Source organism: Chryseobacterium sp. HNCC26DJ238 (assembly GCF_057180465.1).
Genome location: NZ_JBXUGI010000009.1, coordinates 83,723 through 105,673 on the forward strand (window position 1 = coordinate 83,723; position 21,951 = coordinate 105,673).

At 37.3% G+C, this 21,951-nt stretch carries 20 protein-coding genes; 19 read left to right on the forward strand and 1 reads right to left on the reverse strand.

What is annotated here, in order from left to right; genetic code table 11:
- A complete protein-coding gene (gene bamJ / locus AC2A07_RS10240; RefSeq protein ID WP_484050304.1) occupies positions 1-705 on the forward strand; it encodes a BamJ family beta-barrel-assembly machinery protein in 705 nt (234 codons plus the stop codon).
- Between the two features lie 267 nt (positions 706-972).
- On the opposite strand, the gene clpB is transcribed toward bamJ, so the two are convergent.
- Positions 973-3,585 carry an ATP-dependent chaperone ClpB gene (gene clpB, locus AC2A07_RS10245; RefSeq protein ID WP_484050305.1) on the reverse strand — a complete coding sequence of 871 codons (2,613 nt, stop codon included), beginning with the start codon at positions 3,583-3,585 and terminating at the stop codon, positions 973-975.
- 358 nt (positions 3,586-3,943) lie between these two features.
- Here clpB and AC2A07_RS10250 point away from each other — a divergent pair, with 358 nt between their 5' ends.
- The 18 genes from AC2A07_RS10250 (at position 3,944) to AC2A07_RS10335 (ending at position 21,932) form a co-directional block, all read left to right on the forward strand.
- A complete protein-coding gene (locus tag AC2A07_RS10250) occupies positions 3,944-4,525 on the forward strand; it encodes a TetR/AcrR family transcriptional regulator (protein ID WP_484050306.1) in 582 nt (193 codons plus the stop codon).
- 366 nt (positions 4,526-4,891) lie between these two features.
- Positions 4,892-6,211, forward strand: coding sequence for a phenylacetate--CoA ligase family protein (locus AC2A07_RS10255; RefSeq protein ID WP_484050307.1), 1,320 nt, complete (start codon positions 4,892-4,894; stop codon positions 6,209-6,211).
- Positions 6,208-7,293 carry a 2Fe-2S iron-sulfur cluster-binding protein gene (locus AC2A07_RS10260; protein WP_484050308.1) on the forward strand — a complete coding sequence of 362 codons (1,086 nt, stop codon included), beginning with the start codon at positions 6,208-6,210 and terminating at the stop codon, positions 7,291-7,293. The genes AC2A07_RS10255 and AC2A07_RS10260 overlap by 4 nt, the downstream gene beginning before the upstream one ends.
- An 82-nt stretch (positions 7,294-7,375) precedes the next feature.
- Entirely contained in the window at positions 7,376-8,311 is a 936-nt protein-coding gene (gene paaA, locus AC2A07_RS10265; protein ID WP_314498321.1) for a 1,2-phenylacetyl-CoA epoxidase subunit PaaA, read from the forward strand.
- Positions 8,312-8,475: 164 nt separating this feature from the next.
- The gene (gene paaB, locus AC2A07_RS10270; RefSeq protein ID WP_034679196.1) at positions 8,476-8,757 is read left to right on the forward strand and encodes a 1,2-phenylacetyl-CoA epoxidase subunit PaaB; all 282 of its coding nucleotides are present in this window, start codon (positions 8,476-8,478) and stop codon (positions 8,755-8,757) included.
- Between the two features lie 93 nt (positions 8,758-8,850).
- Positions 8,851-9,600, forward strand: coding sequence for a 1,2-phenylacetyl-CoA epoxidase subunit PaaC (gene paaC, locus AC2A07_RS10275; RefSeq protein WP_484050309.1), 750 nt, complete (start codon positions 8,851-8,853; stop codon positions 9,598-9,600).
- Between the two features lie 185 nt (positions 9,601-9,785).
- On the forward strand, positions 9,786-10,250 hold the full coding sequence (paaD, locus tag AC2A07_RS10280) for a 1,2-phenylacetyl-CoA epoxidase subunit PaaD (RefSeq protein WP_314498333.1): 465 nt from the start codon (positions 9,786-9,788) through the stop codon (positions 10,248-10,250).
- A 398-nt stretch (positions 10,251-10,648) separates the two neighbouring features.
- Positions 10,649-11,449, forward strand: a complete 801-nt coding sequence (locus AC2A07_RS10285) for an enoyl-CoA hydratase/isomerase family protein (RefSeq protein WP_484050310.1) — start codon at positions 10,649-10,651, stop codon at positions 11,447-11,449.
- 109 nt (positions 11,450-11,558) lie between these two features.
- On the forward strand, positions 11,559-12,689 hold the full coding sequence (locus tag AC2A07_RS10290) for a 3-hydroxyacyl-CoA dehydrogenase NAD-binding domain-containing protein (protein ID WP_484050311.1): 1,131 nt from the start codon (positions 11,559-11,561) through the stop codon (positions 12,687-12,689).
- Between the two features lie 217 nt (positions 12,690-12,906).
- Positions 12,907-13,320 (forward strand): hotdog fold thioesterase, encoded by a 414-nt coding sequence (locus tag AC2A07_RS10295; RefSeq protein ID WP_484050312.1) that lies wholly within the window; start codon positions 12,907-12,909, stop codon positions 13,318-13,320.
- 331 nt (positions 13,321-13,651) lie between these two features.
- Entirely contained in the window at positions 13,652-13,978 is a 327-nt protein-coding gene (locus tag AC2A07_RS10300; RefSeq protein ID WP_314498342.1) for a four helix bundle protein, read from the forward strand.
- 96 nt (positions 13,979-14,074) lie between these two features.
- Entirely contained in the window at positions 14,075-15,283 is a 1,209-nt protein-coding gene (gene pcaF / locus AC2A07_RS10305; RefSeq protein ID WP_484050313.1) for a 3-oxoadipyl-CoA thiolase, read from the forward strand.
- A gap of 146 nt (positions 15,284-15,429) precedes the next feature.
- Positions 15,430-16,023: an acyltransferase gene (locus tag AC2A07_RS10310; protein WP_484050314.1), complete on the forward strand. Its 594-nt coding sequence runs from the start codon at positions 15,430-15,432 to the stop codon at positions 16,021-16,023.
- A gap of 21 nt (positions 16,024-16,044) precedes the next feature.
- Positions 16,045-16,872, forward strand: a complete 828-nt coding sequence (locus tag AC2A07_RS10315) for an alpha/beta hydrolase (RefSeq protein WP_484050315.1) — start codon at positions 16,045-16,047, stop codon at positions 16,870-16,872.
- Positions 16,873-16,901: 29 nt separating this feature from the next.
- The gene (locus tag AC2A07_RS10320) at positions 16,902-17,729 is read left to right on the forward strand and encodes an alpha/beta hydrolase (RefSeq protein ID WP_484050316.1); all 828 of its coding nucleotides are present in this window, start codon (positions 16,902-16,904) and stop codon (positions 17,727-17,729) included.
- A gap of 99 nt (positions 17,730-17,828) precedes the next feature.
- Positions 17,829-20,324, forward strand: a complete 2,496-nt coding sequence (gene paaZ / locus AC2A07_RS10325; protein ID WP_484050317.1) for a phenylacetic acid degradation bifunctional protein PaaZ — start codon at positions 17,829-17,831, stop codon at positions 20,322-20,324.
- A gap of 145 nt (positions 20,325-20,469) precedes the next feature.
- Positions 20,470-21,228, forward strand: coding sequence for a DUF4241 domain-containing protein (locus tag AC2A07_RS10330; protein ID WP_484050318.1), 759 nt, complete (start codon positions 20,470-20,472; stop codon positions 21,226-21,228).
- Between the two features lie 2 nt (positions 21,229-21,230).
- Entirely contained in the window at positions 21,231-21,932 is a 702-nt protein-coding gene (locus AC2A07_RS10335; RefSeq protein ID WP_484050319.1) for an SMUG2 DNA glycosylase family protein, read from the forward strand.
- Positions 21,933-21,951: the final 19 nt, after the last annotated feature.

Below are 21,951 nucleotides of genomic sequence, written 5' to 3' on the forward strand. Positions count from 1 at the left end.
ATGAAAAGACAGACTATCGCATTATTTTGCATAGCAATATTGAGTATTTCATGTGCTGAAAAAAATGAATCCAAGGATGACAGCAAGTATACAGATGACCAGAAAGCTTCCTATTATATTGGCCTCAGTATCGCTCAGAATATGAAAAAGGAAGGTTTTAAAGTAGATGCAGATCTTTTGGCCCAGGCAATTAAAGAAGAGATGGAGGGAAAAAAGAAACTCATGCCGGCTGAAGGAATGGATGCATTTATGCAGGAATTTATGCAGAAGCAAAATGAAAAAAAACAGTCTGAGGAAGTACTGAAGGCAGGTGAAAACAAGAAAAAAGGCCTTGATTTTCTTGCGAAAAATAAGAATAACCCTAAAGTGAAAACCACAGCTTCAGGTCTGCAGTACGAAGTATTACAGGAAGGTGACGGTACAACAAAACCAAAAGCATCAGATGTGGTACAGGTAAAATATACAGGAAAACTGATGGATGGGACTGTTTTCGATTCTACTGACAAAAATGGAGGTGCACCAATGGATATTAATCTGGGCAGTGTAATCAAAGGATGGACAGAAGGGATTCAGTTGATGAGTAAAGGAGCCAAATACAGATTTTATATTCCTTCAGATCTGGCTTATGGCGATCATGGAGCCGGAGATGCAATTCCAGCAGGTTCTACCATCATTTTTGATGTAGAATTGGTGAGTATAAAATAAAATGTTTTTCAGATATTTCATGAAAAGAAGCTATTAAGCTTCTTTTTTTATTTGACAATGTAATGTGCGTGACCGAAAATTGTACTACTGAGAAAATCGATATGTTTTTATCATACTTAAATGGATTGTACTTTATCAGGTCGAGGGAAATCAGGTGTTGAATGATCTGTTAATTCATATTATAATGATGAATTATTCATAAAAAGAACTTCCGCAGACATCGGCTGCAGAAGTTCTTATAAAAATAATAATATGAAAAAAAACTACTTATTTCTCTGTAGGTCTGAAAACCAAGCCTGTTTCTTCAAAATAATCCAGCGTAATTCTGTCACCGTCGTTGACCGTGCCGGCAAGAATTTCTCTTGACAGTTTATTGAGTACTTCCTGCTGAATCACCCTTTTCAAAGGTCTTGCTCCAAAGACAGGATCATACCCTTTATTCGTCAAGTAATCTAATGCATCCTGAGTAGCAGTCATCATGATGTTTCGTTTTGCGAGCATATCATTAAATCCTCTTAACTGATACTGAACAATTTTTCCGATTTCCTTTTTTCTCAAAGGCTGGAACAGCACCGTCTCGTCAATTCTGTTCAGAAATTCCGGGCGAAGCGTCTGTTTCAATAAATCGAAGACTTCAATTTTGGTTTTATCCACAATTTCATCCAAAACGCCGGTGCTGTCAGGCTGAGTGGAGTCGAAGCCTTCAAAATTCTCCTGAATGATATGTGAACCGAGATTCGAGGTCATTATAATAATCGAATTTTTAAAATTCACCACTCTGCCCTTATTATCGGTAAGACGGCCATCATCCAGCACCTGTAACAACGTGTTGAAAACATCAGGGTGTGCTTTTTCGATTTCATCCAAAAGAACTACTGAATAAGGTCTTCGTCTCACTGCTTCCGTCAGTTGCCCGCCTTCATCATAACCGACATATCCCGGAGGCGCACCAACTAATCTTGATACCGAATGACGCTCCTGATATTCACTCATGTCGATTCTCGTCATATTGTTTTCGTCGTCAAATAAAAACTCTGCCAGTGCCTTTGCCAGCTCGGTTTTACCTACACCTGTAGTTCCTAAGAACAAAAAGGATCCGATAGGTTTTTTCTCATCGCTCAATCCTGCTCTGTTTCTTCTTATGGCATCTGACACAGCCTGTATAGCTTCTTCCTGTCCTACAACCCTGTGGTGAAGTTCCGTTTCAAGGTGTAATAATTTTTCCCTTTCAGACTGCAGCAGTTTTGTCACAGGAATTCCTGTCCATTTTCCGATCACTTCTGAAATGTTATCTGCTGTCACTTCTTCTTTAATCAGTTCGTTCTGATGGTTTTGCATCTCAAGTTCAAGTTTCTGCAAAGCATCTTCTTTTTCTTTTATTTTTCCGTATTGAATTTCAGCAACTTTTGCATAATCTCCTGCTCTTGAAGCTCTTTCAGCTTCCAGTTTCAAAGATTCAATATCTTTCTTGATGGAGGTGAGATCTTCAGACTTCTGCTTCTCCTTCAGCCACTTTGCATTGATTTCATTTCTCTGCTCAGAAATTTTCGAAATATCTTCTTTCAGATGGTCTATTTTTGTCTGGTTTCCTTCTCTTGAGATCGCTGCCAGTTCAATTTCCATCTGCATAAGTTTTCTGTCAAGAACATCAAGCTCTTCCGGTTTGGAGTTGATCTCCATTCTCAGTTTGGCAGAAGCTTCGTCAATCAAATCAATCGCTTTATCCGGTAAAAACCGGTCTGAAATATATCTCTGGGACATTTCTACAGCTGCAATAATAGCTTCGTCCTTGATTCTTACTTTGTGATGCGCTTCATATTTATCTTTTATTCCACGGAGAATCGAAATCGCAGATTCAGTATCCGGTTCTTCCACCATCACTTTCTGGAAACGTCTTTCCAATGCTTTGTCTTTTTCAAAATATTTCTGATATTCATTCAGAGTGGTGGCACCAATCGCTCTTAATTCTCCTCTTGCCAAAGCTGGCTTCAGAATATTGGCAGCATCCATCGCACCTTCACCGCCTCCGGCTCCTACGAGGGTGTGAATCTCATCAATAAATAGAATGATCTGTCCGTTTGATTTTGTAACCTCGTTGATCACTGATTTCAGACGCTCTTCAAATTCACCTTTGTATTTGGCACCGGCAATCAGCGCTCCCATATCCAGTGAATAGAGTGTTTTGTCCATCAGGTTTTCAGGAATATCTCCGGAAATGATCCGATGTGCAATTCCTTCAGCGATGGCAGTCTTACCGACTCCCGGCTCTCCAATCAGAATCGGATTATTTTTTGTTCTTCGCGAAAGAATCTGTAATACCCTTCTGATTTCTTCATCACGCCCGATTACCGGATCCAATTTTCCTTCTGCTGCTAATTCGTTAAAGTTTTTCGCATATTTGTTTAAAGACTGATAGGTTTCCTCAGAACTTGCTGATGTCGCTTTGGAACCTTTTCTTAATTCTTTGATTCCTCCTTCCAGAAGACTCTTAGTCACGCCCATGTCTTTAAGCGTTTTCGATACATCTGAATTCGTTTCTAACAGAGAAAGCCACAAATGTTCGATGGTCACAAATTCATCACCCATTTTCTTGGCAATGTTCGGAGCATCAAGCAAAACTTTATTGGCAGACTGTGAAAGATAGATGTTTCCTCCCTGTACTTTAGGAAGCTTTTCTAAATTTTCGCGGTTGCGCTCTCTTACCAGTTGGGAGTCTGCTTCAGATTTTTTCAGTAAGAAAGGGGATATATTTTCATCAACCTGAAAGATTCCTTCAAGTAAATGTTGGGGTTCTATACTTTGATTACCTAATTCCATGGCTACTTGCTGAGCGGCCTGGATGGCTTCCTGTGATTTTACGGTATATTGGTTTAAGTTCATATAATGTGTATTTTGATTTTTTGTTTTTTATTTATCAATGTAAGATCTTAAACATCAGATTTCAGACCAGAAGAGTCTAATAAGTGCTAATTTTTAAATGCTGATGTTCTAATTTCTGATGTTCTCAATCTTATTTAATCATTTAATTCGGTTATCTTATCTCAAAAAGTATTCTATTATTGAATTTATAAATTTAAGAGACAAATTTTCCGAATATTCTGTTTTTGAATTTCTATTTGTTGTCAAATATTCCGATAAATACGTTTTATTTTGAATTTGTTAGGTACATTTTGACCTCTTTAATTATTTTAATGGGTCTAAGCAGGAATTAAATCAGAATAATTACTTTTGCATTCACATGATGGAACTGAAAGAAAAACAAAAGAAAATATTAGAAGTTGCAGTTGAACTTTTCAAAGAAAAGGGGTACATGGGCAGTTCTGTAAGGGATCTGGCGACAAAGCTCAATATCAAAGCAGCTTCTTTGTATGCACATATCCGATCGAAAGAAGAAATTTTAGAATGGATCTGTTTTGGGATCGCTCACGAATTCTTTGCTCAGCTGCAGGAAATCAAAAGTAAGGATCTCGCTCCAAAGGAAAAACTCAATGTATTTATTGATCAACATTTGTCTGTTGTTCTCGAAAACAGGGATGTTACCCATATTTATTCAAACGAATGGAAACATCTGGACGGAAGGCTCCCGGAATTCATTGAGATGAGAAAAAATTATCAGCTGGAAGTTGAGCAACTTTTATTGGAAATTTATAAAGCAGAGAACTGGGAACTTAAGTCACCAACTTTTACAACAAGATTTATCCTGCATACCTTAAATAATTCTTATTTCTGGTTTAAAAGAAATACGGAGTCTACCGTGGATATCAAGGATGAGATCAGAGATAAAATTCTTTACGGACTTTTAGGAAATCAGAAACAGTAATATTCATTCAGTTCTTTTTAATGATCGGTTTTCATTAAATAAAGATCAGGTTCTGTTGTTTTGAAGGAGTTTCGACTATTAATTTAAATCTATGTCAAGTTTCATTAGTTTACCGTATTTAAGCTAAATCATAAACTCCCAGACAGCATCTTCTTTCATTTCATAGAAAATGCAACTATACTTGTTATCAAAAAAATGACATTTCAATCCACTGCACTCTTTTAAAATGTCAGAATTGATTCCAGCTATTTATCTTAATCCAATTAAAATATTATTTAGAATCATTCAAAATATGACAAAAGTCATAAAAATTTGGTCACTTAGAAAATCTTTTTTAAATTTACACCTAACAAATGTTAGTTAGTTATGAGGTTTGATGTTGAGTATTTAAAACTTAACCAATTGAGGGAGCTGCAGTCTGAAAGGCTCAGGAATCTCATTGGTTATCTTGAAGAGAGGTCTGATTTTTACAGGAGAAAACTGAATGATTCAGGGATTTCTTCTGCAGATATTCACTCAATCGAAGATATTTCAAAACTTCCTATCACTTACAAACAGGATTTAAGAGATCACTACCCGTTTGGTTTATTTACCGTTCCGAAAAATGAATTAAAAAGAATTCACTGTTCAAGCGGAACGACAGGAAAGCCAACAGTGGTTGGTTATACGGAAGAGGATGTAGATCTTTTCAGTGAGGTGGTTGCAAGATCATTGAATGCTGCCGGTGCACAACCGGGAATGCTTTTGCATAATGCTTATGGGTATGGTATTTTTACAGGCGGTTTAGGTCTGCATTACGGAGCAGAAAAATTGGGAATGAGTGTTCTTCCAATTTCAGGAGGAATGACTTCACGACAGGTAGATCTGATTATTGATTTTCAACCTGAAGTGATCTGCTGTTCGCCATCTTATGCGCTGACGATCGCTGATGAATTTGCACAGAGAGGAATTTCCGCTGAAGAGATCAGTTTAAAATATGCGGTTCTGGGTTCGGAGCCATGGACAGAAATCATCAGGCAGCATATTGAAGAAAAGCTTGGTGTACACGCTACGAATATATATGGATTAAGTGAAATTATCGGTCCGGGAGTATCCATGGAAGATTTTGAGGAAAAAGGAGGATCTTACATTTGGGAAGATCACTTTTATCCTGAAATTTTAGATCCGGTGACCAAAGAGCCTCTTCCTTATGGTGAAGAAGGAGTCTTGGTGATTACTACTTTAACTAAAAAGGCAATGCCGCTTCTTCGTTACTGGACCAATGATATGACAAGTTTGTATTATGATAAAAATGCCAAAAGAACAATGGTTAAAATGAAACCCATTCTTGGCAGGACTGACGATATGTTAATTGTAAGAGGAGTAAATGTGTACCCGAGCCAGATTGAAGAAGCTTTTTCTCATGTGAAGGGTGTTGTTCCCAATTACTATCTGACACCGATTGAAAAAGAACAAATGTGTGTTGCGCTGGATATTGATGTTGAAATTGAGGATGAATTGGTATTGACGCACGATTTAGAAAGAAATTCCGATGAGTATCTTAATTTCACAGGAAATTTTGGTAAGACCATCGAAAGCGAGATAAAAAAGCGGGTAGGAATTACCACAAAAGTAAAAATTCATGCCCAGAACAGTTTGCCTAAATGTGAAGGTGGAAAAATTAATAGAATACTAAAGACAAAATGAATTCATTTTATAAATTAAAGACTGTAAAAGTTCAGAAAGATACCAGTGATGCAGTAAATGTTGCATTGGAAATTCCTGAGGAACTGAAAGATAAATTCAGGTTCAAACAGGGACAGTACCTGAACTTTAAACTCATGGTTAACGGTAATGAAGAGCGCCGTTCCTATTCCATTTGCAATGCTCCAAGCGAAAAAGGAAATACGCTAGAAGTGTTGGTAAAACTTCTGGAAGGCGGGAGAGTTTCAGGATATTTCAACGAACACCTTCACATGGATGAGGTGCTGGAAGTAATGCCTCCGATGGGTGGCTTCAATACCTCTTACCATCCGACCAACACAAAAACGTATGTCGGATTGGCTGCAGGAAGCGGAATCAGCCCTATTCTTTCTAATTTAAAAGAGAGCCTTTACCAGGAACCTGATTCAGATGCTTACCTTTTCTACAGCAACAGAAGTATGAATCATGTAATGAAAAAAGCAGAGATCGATAAGCTGGTAGAGCAGTTTAAAGGAAGGCTGAAGGTGGTTTATCTGGTTAGCCGTGAAAAGCACGAAGACCCGATTTTTGAAGGAAGAATTTCTCCTGAAAAATTAGATCATTTATTTGAAAGATATACAGATATCGACGTTAAGGAGGCTACTTATTTTATTTGCGGACCTTCAGATATGATCAAAGGGATTTCTGATTATTTAAAGAAAGATAAAAAAGTTCCTGCTATTCAGGTTCTTTTTGAGTACTTCTCTGCTCCGGATGAAGAGGATTCTGCGGAAATGAGTGATGAATTCAAAGCCATTGCGAATATAGAGAGTATGGTGACGGTCATCATTGATGATGATGAGTATTCATTTCACCTGAATTCGAAAAAAGAGAGTATCTTAGATAAAGCATTGAAAGACAATCTTCCGGTGCCGTTTGCCTGTAAGGGAGGAGTTTGCTGTACGTGTAAAGCGGAAGTTCTTGAAGGAGAAGTTTTCATGGAAAAGAATTTCGCATTGACCGAAGACGAAGTAGCCAGAGGTTTTGTTCTGACTTGCCAGTGTCATCCGACGACGAATGTGGTGATGCTTAATTATGACGTATAATTGATGTAACAAATATAATAATTTACCAGTGTAACAATCATTGGTACATTACTGGACTGATGCATTGCTAAATTAAAAAAAGATGGACTTAGAAAAATTCGTACAATACGTACACGACGAAAATAAAGTAGAACCCAAAGATGTAATGCCCGATGATTACAGAAAGTTATTGGTTCGTCAGATTTCACAGCATGCCCATTCTGAGATTGTCGGAATGCTGCCGGAAGCCAACTGGGTTTCAAGAGCACCTTCGTTGAGAAGAAAAATGGCGCTTTTGGCTAAAGTACAGGATGAAGCAGGTCACGGTTTATACCTGTATTCTGCAACTGAAACTTTAGGAAACGGAACCATAAGAGCCGACCGGGATGCGACCTACGAAGACATGTTGGAAGGAAAAGCAAAATATTCAAGTATTTTCAATTATCCTACCTTAAGCTGGGCAGATATTGGCGCAATTGGCTGGCTGGTTGATGGTGCAGCGATTATGAACCAGGTAATGTTGATGGGGAATTCTTATGGTCCTTATTCAAGAGCAATGGTGAAAATCTGTAAGGAAGAATCTTTCCACCAAAGACAGGGGTATGAAATTCTGATGGCACTTTGTCGTGGTACTAAACAGCAGAAAGAAATGGCTCAGGCTTCATTAAACCGTTTCTGGTGGCCGGCTTTGATGATGTTTGGCCCCAATGACGACAGTTCGCCAAACTCTAAAATCTCTATGAACTACAGGGTAAAAAGAGAAAGTAACGACAGTCTCCGTCAGAGATTTATTGACGTTACCGTTTCTCAGGCTGAATTTTTAGGATTAACTGTTCCTGATAAAGATTTAAAATGGAACGAAGAGAGACAACATTATGATTTCGGAGAACTTCCATGGGATGAATTCATGGAAATCTTAAAAGGAAACGGTCCTGCAAACAAAAAGAGATTGCAAACCAAAGTAAAGGCACAGCAGGAAAACCTTTGGGTGAAAGAGGCGGCGAAAGCATACGCTGATCGTACGGTAACAGTGAAATAATGTAATAATGTATTAATGTAACAGTGAAAATAATGTAACAGTGAAAATAATGTAACAATGTAATAATGTGACAGTGAAAATAATGTAACAATTAAATTTAGTGGTTCTACAAATTGTTTCATTGCTAAATTGTAAAATTGTTACGTTAAAAATAATATTTTTTTATGGCAAATTTAGATATGTGGGAAGTGTTTATTCAGACTAAACCGGGATTATCTCACAAACATGTTGGAATTGTACAGGCACCAACAGCAGAAATGGCTTTGCAGAACGCAAGAGACGTTTATACAAGAAGAAAAGAAGGAACTTCTGTTTGGGTAGTTCCAAGTAAATATATCGTGACATCAGAAGGAATTGATAAAGAAGCATTCTTTGATCCTGCTGATGACAAATTATACCGTCATCCGACGTTCTACGATATTCCTAACGATGTGAAAAATATGTAATTAAGACTTGGAGATAATAGACGAATAGATAAAAGACTTTACAATCTATTTTCTATCAGTCTATCATCTATTTGTCTTCAAAATGATTAAACAATGAACCCATTATATAATTATTTATTAAAACTAGCAGATGACAGTTTCATTATGGGGCAGCGTCTGTCTGCATGGTGTGGTGAAGGTCCTTATTTAGAGGAAGATATTGCATTAACCAACATTGCTCTGGATGAACTCGGTCAGGCGAACAATTATTATGTTTATGCTTCACGGGTAGCTGATAACGGCAAAAGTGAAGATGACCTGGCTTTCCTGAGATACGAACATGAATATCTGAATGCGCACTGGACAGAACTTCCCAATGAAGACTATGCGCAGACGATTTTGAAAGTGTATGTTTTTTCCGTGTATCAGAAACTGATGTACCAGGCTTTGTCCAAGTCAGCAGATGAAGAACTTTCTGCCATCGCTCAGAAATCTCTGAAAGAAGTAAGATATCACTACACCCACGCTGCTTCCTGGATGAAAATTTTCGGACAGGGAACCGAAGAAAGCAAAATGCGTCTGGAAAGATCTATCGAAAATATCTGGGAATACACAAAAGGTTTATTTGCAAAAACAGAAGGCGAGGATGATTTAATTGCTTTAAATATTTCTCCGAATACAGATGTTCTTTACGAAGAATTTCTTGCGATTACACAAAAAGATTTCGCAGATTTCGGTTTGGAATATCCTGCAAATCCTTTCATGCAGCCAAAATCAAGAACAGGTTATCACACAGAATACTTTGGATTTATTCTTTGCGAATTGCAGTATATGCAGAGAGCGTATCCGGGATGTACATGGTAAAATCTTGAATGTAACAATACAGGAGTTTATCAATGTAAAAATTGTTAGGATGAAAAATTGACTGTCATTGAACATTCTATTCTTTGTTGACTTAGCTGAGTGAAACTCCTTTGCGAACTTAAAAACAGTTACTAGTCAAAAAAAATCTATCGCACTTTGCGTTAAAAAAATCAGATTAAAAAAGATTGAAAAGTCCTTTAGAAATATTAGAATTAGTTCCCGATCCGGAAATTCCGGTAATCAATATCGTGGAATTGGGCATTGTGAGAGACGCTAAAGTTACGGGCGAAAATTCGTGTGAAGTAACGATTACTCCAACTTATTCTGCCTGTCCCGCCATGTTTACCATTGAGGAAGACATCATCAAGATCATGAAGGAAAATGGTTGGGATGCCAAGGTCGTTACCAAAATGTTTCCGATATGGACCACAGATTGGCTGACCGATGAAGCGAGAGAAAAACTGAGGGTCTTCGGTATTACACCCCCGGAACAGGGAGCAGATGAAAATCATATCGGAAAACCCAAAAAATGTCCCCGTTGCGGCTCAATGAACTCAAAACAAATCAGCAGATTCGGATCTACTTTATGTAAAGCTTCTTATCAATGCCTGGACTGTCTGGAACCTTTTGATTATTTTAAATGCCATTAGTTGATGTACCAATTTAGCAATCTAACAATATATCAATGTGCCAATTTAGTAATGTATCAATTTAGCAATCTGACAATGTAACAATCTACCAATTTTGTGATGTACCAATATAGCAATGTGCCAATATCATAATTTGAGAATTGACATCATCTGATAATTAAGCAATTCTAAATCTATTGAATATTGTTACATTGTTAAACTGACATATTGTTACATTCTTTGTTACATTGGCAAACTGATACATTATTACATTCTTCGTTACATTGGTAAATTGAAACATTGTTACATTTTTTAATTATTGGCAAACTGACACATTATTACATTTTTTGTTACATAGTAAGACTGATAAATTGTTACATTATGACTAAATTAGGACATTAATCATAAAAATAAAAACGATGTACACACAACTCGATATTGAAACCCACTTTGAAGGAAAATTAAAAATTGCTTACCTCAATCAGCCGGATACAATGAATGCGCTGACAAAGCCATCATTAGCAGATTTAAAAGATTTTGTGAAAGAATGCAACGATGATCCTTCAGTAAGATGTGTCGCAATTTCAGGAAGAGGAAAAGCTTTCTGTTCCGGTCAAAATTTAGATGATGCTTTTGTACAGGGGAGTGACCATCATGATAACGATATTATCAGAAGAATCGTTACTGACTATTATAATCCTTTAGTAATGGAAATTACCCACTGCAGAAAACCTGTGATTGCACTGGTCAATGGCCCCGCTGTAGGAGCCGGAGCAATGTTGGCACTGATCTGTGATTTTGTTTTAGCGAATGATAAAGCCTATTTTGCCCAGGCATTTTCTAATATCGGGTTGATTCCTGATACGGGAGGTACGTATTTCCTGCCTAAATTATTGGGAAGACAGTTGGCAAATTACTTAGCTTTCACAGGCAAAAAGTTATCTGCTGAAGAGTCAAAATCGTATGGTTTGGTTGCCGAGGTTTTCACTGAAGAGGAATTCAATTCAAAATCAATGGAAATTTTAGAAAAAGTTTCAAATATGCCGACGGTTGGTTTAAAATTAACCAAGAAAGCCTTCGCCAATTCTTATAACAACACTTTGAAAGAACAGCTGGAACTCGAAGGAGATTTACAGCAGGAAGCTGCAGAAACAGAAGATTTCAAAGAAGGAGTGCAGGCGTTTTTGCAAAAAAGAAAACCTGAGTATAAAGGAAAGTAAAAAAAATATAACAATTTTTCAATGTAGCATTTTACCAGTGAGATGCTTCGGCAAACTCAGCATAGCAGAGATTAATTGTTGCATTGTAAGATTGATACACTGTTAAATTATGAATATAGGAATTATCGGTGCCGGAACGATGGGAATTGGCATCGCACAGGTAGCCTCAGCCAACGGATGCAAAGTCTGGGTTTATGATGCCAACGCAAAACAGATGGAAACCGCAACCGTAGGTTTGGAAAAAACGCTTACGAAATTAGTAGATAAACAGAAGATTTCATCAGAAAAAATGGCTGAAATCTTATCTAATATTTCCATTGCTACAGAACTGAAGGACTTCAAAGATTGTGAATTGGTTATTGAAGCTATCGTTGAAAATAAAGAGATCAAAACCAAAGTTTTCACAGAATTGGAGAAGCATGTTTCTGAAAGTTGTGTGATCGCATCCAATACATCCTCTATTTCCATCACGTCTCTTGGTGCAGAATTACAGAAGCCGGATCGTTTTATAGGGATTCACTTTTTCAATCCCGCACCATTGATGCCTTTGGTTGAAATTATTCCTTCATTACTTACAGAAAAGTCATTAGCTGAAAAAATGTATAACCTCATGAAAGATTGGGGGAAAGTTCCTGTGATTGCCAAAGATATTCCCGGATTCATTGTCAACAGAATCGCACGTCCTTATTATGGAGAAGGTTTAAGAATTGTTGAAGAGAATATAGCTACCGTAGAACAGGTTGATGATGCAATGAAAACTTTAGGTAACTTTAAAATGGGACCTTTTGAATTGATGGATTTAATCGGTGTTGACATCAATTTCTCTGTAACAAAGACGGTTTACAACGAATATTTCTACGATCCGAAATACAAACCATCTCTTCTTCAGCAAAGAATGTCTGAAGCCAGACTTCACGGCAGAAAAACAGGAAAAGGATTTTATGACTACAGTGAAGGTGTGGAAAAACCTGTTGCAGAAAAAGACGATGCTCTTTATCAACAAATATTTTTAAGAATTATCTCAATGTTGATCAACGAAGTGGTTGAATCAAAAAGATTAGGAGTTGCGAACGACGAAGATTTAGAATTAGCAATGCAGAAAGGGGTAAATTATCCAAAAGGCTTGTTAGCTTGGGGAAATGAAATCGGATATGCTAAAGTCTCAGAAATCCTGCAGAATCTTTACGAGGAATATCAGGAAGAAAGATACAGACAGAGCCCGTTGCTGCGCAAGATGTGATACTGTAACAATGTACAAATGTATCAGTGTGCTAATGTATCAGTGTACAAATGTAAAAAGGGACTAATATAACAATGTACTAATGTAACAATATAAAAATATGACCGTGTAGCAATTTTACTTACCAAGTCTGATTGAGTTTTTATTAAATGAAACGAACAGCGATGAATCCTTCTGGTAGATTGGTAAAACATTATATAGGTAAATTATTAGAATTATGAATCCAAGACAAGTTGCAGATTATATGTTTGATCAGGATTATTTCTCCCAATGGATGAATATAACAATGATCGAAGTCAGGGAAAACTACTGTTTAATAGAAATGCCCATCAAAAAAGATATGATTAACGGGCTGAAAACAGTCCACGGAGGTGTCACATTTGCTTTTGCTGATTCTGCACTGGCATTTTCTTCCAACAACACCGGAGATGCAGCTGTCGCGTTGAACTGTATCATCAACTTTACGAAAGCAGGAAGAGAAGGCGATGTTTTCAGAGCAGAAAGTGTGTTGGTTAACAATACCAGAAAAACAGCAATCTACGACATCAACATTACTAATCAGAACAAAGAATTAGTTGCGAAGTTTATAGGAACAGTTTATAAAATAGGGAAAAAAGTGGTGGAGTTGTAGGGTAGGTAATTAGTATAACAGTGTTATATAATGTAATAATATACCAATCTTATGAGTGTGCTAATATACTAATGTTACAGTGTAATAGTATAGCAATGTTATTTAATGTAACAATATATCAATGTTGTGCTTGTGCCAATATATTAATGTTTACAGTTTAGTAGTATAACAATGTTATAAAATGTAACAATATACCAATGTTATGCGTGTGCTAGTATATCGATCTAATATGATACAACAATGTGGTATTTTAAAGTTGCAAAAAATTATAGAATGATTAAATAAAATAAAACACAATAAAACACAAATGATAAATTTCGAAAACAACCCATTGATTGAAAAAACAGTTCGCTTTTCTTTAGATATAGTTGAATTCTGTGAATTGCTTGAAGAAAAAAGAAAATTTGTTGTTGCCAATCAATTGATACGGTCAGGAACCAGTATCGGAGCAAATTCTTTTGAAGCACAAAATCCAAACAGTAAAAGAGATTTTATTTATAAAATAAAGATTGCAGCTAAAGAATTGGAAGAAACTAAATATTGGTTGCATCTGTGTAAACACTCTAAAAGCTATCCGTTTGAAGAAAAGTTGGAAAGTCAGATTACAGAAATAGGAAAAATTATTTATAAAATATTAAGTACAAGTCTAAAAAAATAATCCAGCAATGTACCAGCTCACCAATGTATCAATACCTGTTATTACTGGATTGTTACATTAGATTGGTACATCAATAAGATTTTAAATTGAAATATAATGAACAACGTATACATCATAGATTACATCAGAACTCCCATTTCCAAACTAAGTGGAGGATTATCAGAAGTGAGAGCCGATGATTTGGCGGCAATCGTTTTGAAAGAAATTGTTGCAAGAAACCCTGAAGTTCCTGTTGAGGAAATTGAGGATGTTATTTTCGGATGCGCCAATCAGGCGGGTGAAGACAACAGAAACGTTGCAAGAATGGGACTTTTACTTGCCGGACTTCCTTACAAAATTGGAGGAGAGACAGTAAACAGATTGTGCGCTTCTGGAATGTCCGCAGTGGCTAATGCTTTCCGCTCCATTGCTTCGGGAGAAGGTGAAATTTACATTGCAGGTGGCGTAGAGCACATGACCCGTTCGCCTTATGTGATGTCAAAACCAAGCACTGCTTTCGGAAGAGACAGCCAGATGTTTGATACCACTTTCGGATGGAGATTTGTTAATCCAAAAATGAAAGACATGTATGGAGTAGATGCGATGGGCGAAACTGCTGAAAATTTAGCAGAAATGCACAGCATCAGCCGTGAAGATCAGGATAAATTTGCTTTGTGGTCACAGAAAAAAGCGTCTGAAGCTCAGCAAAGCGGAAGATTGGCAGAAGAAATAGTCAAAGTCGAAATTCCACAGAGAAAAGGCGAGCCTAAAATTTTCGATACAGACGAATTCATCAAGCCCACTTCTACAATGGAGGGATTGGGAAAACTTCGTCCTGCTTTCAGAAAAGAAGGTGGTACAGTGACTGCAGGAAATGCTTCAGGGATGAACGACGGAGCTGCAGCTTTGATTCTGGCAAGCGAAGAAGCTGTAAAAAAATATGGTTTAAAACCAAAAGCTAAAATCTTAGGTTCATCGGTTGCCGGTGTTGAACCTCGGATTATGGGGATAGGACCGGTTGAAGCAACCCAGAAACTGTTAAAAAGATTAAATCTTTCACTGGACGATATGGATGTTATCGAATTGAACGAAGCTTTTGCTGCTCAATCTTTAGCGGTAACAAGAAGTTTAGGTTTACAGGATGACGACTCAAGAATAAATCCAAATGGTGGAGCGATTGCCATTGGTCACCCACTTGGAGTATCCGGAGCGAGAATCATCGGTTCCGCCGCAATAGAACTTCAGAAACAAAATAAGAAATATGCATTATGTACCCTTTGTATAGGTGTCGGACAAGGATATGCAATGGTGATTGAACGAGTTTAATTTTTTTAATGTAACAATTTTAGCAATATATCAATTTATCAATGTAATAATGTATCAATTCTATTGTCGTGCTGAGCTTTTCGAAGCATCTATTGGTAAACTGTTAGATTGAAACATTGTTAATTTAAATTTTCAAAAGAAATTTCATGAATATATACTCATATCACGGTATTCGCCCTATTATTAAATCCTCTGCCTATGTTCATCCACAAGCGGTAATTATTGGGAATGTGGAAATTGGTGAAGAAGTTTACATCGGTCCGAATGCAGTTATTCGCGGTGACTGGGGTAAAATCATCATCAAAGACGGGGCTAATGTTCAGGAGAACTGCACGCTTCATGTTTTTCCGGGAATCGAAACCATTTTGGAAGAATCTGCCCACATCGGGCACGGAGCAATCATTCACTCCGGGCATATCGGTAAAAACTGTCTGGTTGGGATGAACGCTGTTGTGATGGATAAAGCCGTGATCGGCGACGAATGCATCATCGGAGCTCTGGCTTTTGTTCCTGCAAATTTCAGATGTGATGCGAGAAAACTGATTGTTGGAAGTCCGGCAAAAATCATTCGTGATGTTTCTGATGAAATGATCAAATGGAAAACGGAAGGAACGAGATTGTATCAGGAACTCGCAAGAGAAGGAAAAGATGCTATTCAACTGTGCGAACCTTTTACAGAATATGTTCAACAGATTCCTACGAAGATTGTTGATTACAGTATTTGGGATGATGTGAAATAATCCAGCTTTACAAAATTTAATATGATTAAAAAATTCCTCATTTTCGTCAGTACTTTATTTGCCTTTCAGTTCATGGTTTTTGCCCAGAATGGAAGTGTAAAACCATTGACGATAGGAGAAATCAGAACGATAAAGTCTAAGATTTTAAATGAAGATAGAATCTTAAACATCTATCTTCCGCAAAATTTCGACAAAACTAAATCTTATCAGGTTATCTATCTTTTGGATGGAAGCATGAACGAAGATTTTATCCATGTTACAGGATTGGTTCAGTTCTTCAATCAAATGTATGCAATGCCGGAAACGATTGTGGTGGGAATTGCCAACATTGACAGAAAAAGAGATTTCACTTTTCATACAGATTTAAAAGATCTGCAGAAAGACTATCCTACGACGGGACATTCTGATAAATTTATCGGCTTTCTTGAAAAAGAATTAAAACCTTATATTGAAGGTCAGTTTAAAACATCTGATAACTATATATTTGGTCAGTCTCTCGGTGGGCTTCTGGCTACAGAAATTCTGCTGAAAAAACCTGAAATGTTTACTTATTATTTTATTATCAGCCCTAGTTTGTGGTGGGATGATGAAAGTCTTTTGAAAAGAGCCGGCCAGTGGTTATCTAAAATGCCGGATACGAAGAAATTTGTCTACATTTCGGTAGGAAATGGTGAGCATCCGGTGATGATAAAAGATGCGGAAAATTTATATGATATTCTTAAAAATTCAGGTAAAAAAAATCTGACAGCAGAATATAAAATGATGGAAACAGACAATCACGCAACGATTCTTCACCGAAGTCTGTATGAAGGATTGGTCAAGCTGTTTCCATATCAGGAACCAAAATAAGAAGCTTCAGTCAAAATAATAATTGTACAATGAAATTTATCTTCTTTTTTTTTATGATCGGTCTGATGACAACCAGCTGCAAATCTACAGCAGTTTATAAAGATATCCCTTTCACTCAAAATAGTGCAGGTAATGAGGTTAAACTGAATGTTTTTGCTCCAAAAAAGAGTAATGATAAAAAACTTCCAGTTCTGATCTTTGTTCATGGAGGTAATTGGAATTCCGGAAATAAAAACACCTATAATCTTATGGGTAAAAACTTTGCCCGTAAAAACATCATTGCTGTCATCCCTGATTATATACTGAGCCCGGCTGCAGATGTTGATCACATGACAAAAGAAATAGCATCTGCCGTACAGTTTATTAAAACAAATATTCAGGACTACAGCGGAGATCCTCAGAAAATATTTATTTCCGGTCATTCAGCGGGTGGGCAGTTGGCAGCATCTGCCGTAATGAACCCAAAATACAATATTCCTGAAAATACCGTATCAGGTATCATTTTGATTGACGCTGCGGGATTGGATATGAAAAATTATTTGGAACAAAATCCACCGACAGCACAGAATTATTATGACGCTACATGGAGTAAAGATCCGGAAAAATGGAAGCAGGCATCTCCCATCTATTTTATAACAGAAAAGACACCTCCTTTTTTAATGTATGTGGGTAATAAAACGTATCCCTCTATTAAAGTTGCGAATGAAAATTTCCTGAAAGCACTTCATCCCTTTCAGCCTGGCGTGAAGCCTGTTTTTATTAATAAAAAACATATTCCGATGGTTATACAATATTTTTTTCCATGGAGTAAAAGATTTGATGAAACTTCGGAATTTATAAAAAAATCAGAAAACTAAAATTTAAAAATAAATCTAAAAATGTGTCAGCAAATAGTAAACAGTCAAATTGATACATCGATACACTGTTAAATTGATACATTGTTAAATTAAAACTATATGGAAAAGTTAAAAAACTATATCTATGGTGAATGGGTAGAAGGTGCCGGAAACGGAATCCCTTTATACAATGCTGTTACAGGAGAACAGGTTGCTGTTTCAGATACGGAAGGGCTTGATTTCAAACAGGCACTTGATTACGGAAGGACAGTAGGTTACAAAAATCTTTCAGCCATGACGTTCTATGATCGTGGGGAAATGTTGAAAAAAGTAGCGCTCTATCTCTTAGAAAGAAAGAAGAAATATTATGAGTTATCTTATAAAACAGGTGCAACACATGCAGATTCATGGGTAGATATTGAAGGAGGTTTTGGTACCTTTTTTACCTACTCAGGTCTGGCAAAAAGAATGCTTCCCAATACTCCGTTTTGGGTAGATGGAGAAACTCAGAAAATATCTGCCAACGGAACTTTTCTGGGAACTCACATTTTAACACCTAGTGAGGGCGTTTCCGTACAGATCAATGCCTATAACTTTCCGGTTTGGGGAATGTTGGAAAAACTCTCAACTTCATTGCTGGCAGGTGTTCCTTCCATCGTTAAGCCTTCGCCGTATGGTTCTTACCTGACCAATGCCGTTTTTCAGGATATGATTGAGAGTGGTGTTCTGCCTGAAGGTGCACTTCAATTGGTTTGCGGTGAACCGGGAAATATTCTGGATTATGTTCAGGATGGAGATTCCGTACTGTTTACAGGTTCTGCAACAACCGGCAGGAAATTAAAGTCCTTACCTTCAGTTTCAGGAAACTCTGTTCGCTTTAATATGGAAGCAGATTCTCTGAACTGTTCGATTCTTGGATTGGATGCAAAGCCGGGAACTCCCGAATTTGATCTTTTCATTAAAGAAGTCCGTACCGAAATGACCACGAAAGCCGGACAGAAATGTACTGCCATCCGAAGAATTATTGTGCCGGAAAACTTAATTGGTGATGTTCAGAATGCTTTATCCAAAGCATTGGATCAGACAAAAATAGGAAATCCGCTCAGCAAGGAAACTAGAATGGGTTCTCTTGTTGGAAAACAGCAATATGACGAAGTTGTAAGAAAAGTAAATATTTTAAAAACTGAAAATGAGCTTGTTTACGATGGAAAACATGAGTTGATCGATGCCAGTTACGAAAACGGTGCATTTATGTCTCCGAAATTATTCTTAAATGATTCTCCTTTCACTAAAAATATCTCTCACGATGTCGAAGCTTTCGGTCCGGTTTCTACACTGATGCCTTACAGAGACGCGGAAGAAGCGGCAGCTTTGGCAAAAAGAGGAAAAGGAAGTTTAGTAGGTTCAATCATTTCTCACGACGAGAAATTTGTAGCTGAAACTTCCTGGAAAATGGCTTCTCAGCATGGTAGAATTTTCGTCTTAAACAGAGATAATGCAAAAGAAAGTACAGGTCACGGTTCTCCGCTTCCGACTCTGATGCACGGAGGTCCGGGAAGAGCTGGCGGAGGAGAGGAAATGGGCGGACTGAACGGTCTTCATTTCTTTCTTCAGAAAACAGCAATTCAGGGTTCACCGGATATTCTGACAGCAATTACTAAAGTATACCAGCAGGGCGCTGAGAAAAAATATGCAGACAAACATCCTTTCCAGAAATATTTTGAAGATGTTGAGGTCGGTGATTCTTTAGAAACAGCGGGAAGAACAGTTACGGATGCAGATATCGTTAATTTCTCAAATGTTTCATGGGATCATTTTTATGCACATACTGACGCAACGAGTTTAACGGGAACAATTTTCGATAAAACTGTGGCTCACGGGTATTTCATTTTATCAGCAGCGGCAGGATTGTTTGTTTCAGGGAAGAAAGGCCCTGTAATCGCCAACTACGGATTAGAAAACTGTTCGTTCTTCAAACCGGTTTACGCAGGAGATACGATCACGGTTTATTTAACGGCAAAAGAAAAGATCAACAGAGGCGTAAAAGGAAGAAATATTCCTTCTGGCGTAGTAAAATGGCTAGTGGAAGTCGTGAACCAAAGAGATGAAGTGGTGTGCGTAGCTACAATTTTAACTTTGGTAGCAAAACATTCCCCGTTTATTGATTTTAAATTGCAGAACATTCAGAAGAAATTAAATGCTCTGACTGAAAGTACCAAACCAGTTTTTGGAGATTTTACTCCACAATTGATGGTTGAGCACCTGGAGGAAGTCGTAAGAAATGGCTTCGGTAATTTAAAACCGGAAGATTTTCCTGAGATTCCTGCAGAGAAACTGGAAAAACTTCAGGACTGGCTGTATACCGATCAGAAAATACGTCCGGGCGCGCAGTATCCTTTATGGAAAGAGGGTGAAGGTCCTCAGAATAAAAACAAAAATCTGGATGCTGCTAAAACTCAGTTGATAGAAACTTTAAAAGAGTTTACCGTCTATTTTAAAGAAAATCCATTTGCGGAACATTACAATCCAAGATTTGGACATTTGAATAAAGAAATGATGGAACTTTTCCAGAGAAAACATTTCACGCATCATTTTGAGCAGTTTGGATTGATCTGATATTTTAAAAATTCAGTCATCGTATAACCTAGCAGTGTAACCATCCGTTACACTGTTTTTTTATAATCTTTTGTTAAAAATGTTACAGGGCTTGATGTGCTTATTTTTATTGACTAATTTCAGGATTCAATCAAATCATAAAATAATGAACGAGGCCTGGAAACAAAAATGGGAAGAAGTTAAACATATTCTGGTCTGTCCCACAGATTTGGAATCTTATTTCACTTCAGAGGAAATAGCCGGTAAAAAAATTGAAGTAATGGATATTGGCCATGTTTCTTTACCTTCCGGAAAAGTAGTTGTAAGAGATCCTCTTGTATTCCTGAATTCAAAACAGAAACCCTATTTTATTGAAACCCCAAAAGGAAATTTTCCGGTTACAGTAGCAGTCGTTAAATCAGAAGACTGGGGAGACAGATATGCAGTTGTTAAAGTGAAATTTACTGAAAAAAGACCGGTTCTTTATCAGGAAGCTTTGATCGGAAATGAAAATCTTGAAGGGGTGAAAGATGATGATTTTTTCGGATTTCACGTTGATGCCGGATTGGGATGTATCGCTGATGCTGAATCTCTCCTGTCATTTGACCAGTTTGTTGAACGGCTGAATGTCGATAATATATACGATGATTATTTTGCTGAAATCTTTGCAGAAAGTTATCAGGAAAACCCGAACAATCAGAGAGAAGGCGGAGATTGGATCAACTGGACAATTCCAGATACAGAATACCAGATCCCGATGTTCGCCAGCGGGTTTGGTGATGGTGGATATCCTGTGTACTTTGCTTATGACGATGATGGTGAAATTTGCGGACTGTATATTCAGTTTATTGATATCGAGCTGGCTTTAAGTGACGAGGACGAGGACGATGAACAGCCGGAAAATTTCGTTTTTCTTAAAGACTGAATATGGATATAAATTTCGCAGATCAGGTGATTGAATTTAACAGGAATCTAAAATATAAGGGTGAACTTCCTGATGATTTTCAGGTTTTAAATCCGTATCTCGACAATCCTGAGACAATGAAAATCATGGAAAGGTTTTATCATAAGTATTATAATGATGCGAATCAGAGAAAATTTATGATCGGGATCAATCCCAGCCGCCATGGAGCAGGAGTTACAGGAGTTCCTTTTACAGATACCAAAAGATTGGAAACTGCCTGCGGTATTGTCATGCAATCTGCCCATACCCACGAAGTTTCTTCTGTTTTCATGTATGATATGATTGGTGCATACGGTGGTGCAGATCTGTTTTATAAAGATGTTTATATCAATTCCCCGTTTCCCCTGGCAATTGTCAGAAAATCAAAAGGAAGCTGGATCAACGCCAATTATTACGATGACAAAGGACTGTTCAGCGAGGTGAAAGATTTCATGATCACTTGTTTAAAGAAACATCTGAGTTTACCTCTCGATGCTTCGGAAGTTTTTATTCTCGGGAAAAAAAATGCAGCTTTTATTTCCAGACTCAATCAGGAAGCTGGTCTTTTTGGTGAAATGACGGTTCTGGAGCATCCGAGATATATTCAGCAGTACAAATCAAAAGAAAAAGATCTGTATACCGACAAGTATATTGTTGCATTGAAAAAATCTGATCTTTCAGTATAACCAACTAAAAAATTTTAAT

Coding starts and splice junctions, on each gene's coding strand:
- bamJ (WP_484050304.1), top strand. CDS start 1: ATGAAAAGACAGACTATCGCATTATTTTGCATAGCAATATTGAGTATT.
- clpB (WP_484050305.1), bottom strand. CDS start 3,585: ATGAACTTAAACCAATATACCGTAAAATCACAGGAAGCCATCCAGGCC.
- AC2A07_RS10250 (WP_484050306.1), top strand. CDS start 3,944: ATGATGGAACTGAAAGAAAAACAAAAGAAAATATTAGAAGTTGCAGTT.
- AC2A07_RS10255 (WP_484050307.1), top strand. CDS start 4,892: ATGAGGTTTGATGTTGAGTATTTAAAACTTAACCAATTGAGGGAGCTG.
- AC2A07_RS10260 (WP_484050308.1), top strand. CDS start 6,208: ATGAATTCATTTTATAAATTAAAGACTGTAAAAGTTCAGAAAGATACC.
- paaA (WP_314498321.1), top strand. CDS start 7,376: ATGGACTTAGAAAAATTCGTACAATACGTACACGACGAAAATAAAGTA.
- paaB (WP_034679196.1), top strand. CDS start 8,476: ATGGCAAATTTAGATATGTGGGAAGTGTTTATTCAGACTAAACCGGGA.
- paaC (WP_484050309.1), top strand. CDS start 8,851: ATGAACCCATTATATAATTATTTATTAAAACTAGCAGATGACAGTTTC.
- AC2A07_RS10285 (WP_484050310.1), top strand. CDS start 10,649: ATGTACACACAACTCGATATTGAAACCCACTTTGAAGGAAAATTAAAA.
- AC2A07_RS10290 (WP_484050311.1), top strand. CDS start 11,559: ATGAATATAGGAATTATCGGTGCCGGAACGATGGGAATTGGCATCGCA.
- AC2A07_RS10295 (WP_484050312.1), top strand. CDS start 12,907: ATGAATCCAAGACAAGTTGCAGATTATATGTTTGATCAGGATTATTTC.
- pcaF (WP_484050313.1), top strand. CDS start 14,075: ATGAACAACGTATACATCATAGATTACATCAGAACTCCCATTTCCAAA.
- AC2A07_RS10310 (WP_484050314.1), top strand. CDS start 15,430: ATGAATATATACTCATATCACGGTATTCGCCCTATTATTAAATCCTCT.
- AC2A07_RS10315 (WP_484050315.1), top strand. CDS start 16,045: ATGATTAAAAAATTCCTCATTTTCGTCAGTACTTTATTTGCCTTTCAG.
- AC2A07_RS10320 (WP_484050316.1), top strand. CDS start 16,902: ATGAAATTTATCTTCTTTTTTTTTATGATCGGTCTGATGACAACCAGC.
- paaZ (WP_484050317.1), top strand. CDS start 17,829: ATGGAAAAGTTAAAAAACTATATCTATGGTGAATGGGTAGAAGGTGCC.
- AC2A07_RS10330 (WP_484050318.1), top strand. CDS start 20,470: ATGAACGAGGCCTGGAAACAAAAATGGGAAGAAGTTAAACATATTCTG.
- AC2A07_RS10335 (WP_484050319.1), top strand. CDS start 21,231: ATGGATATAAATTTCGCAGATCAGGTGATTGAATTTAACAGGAATCTA.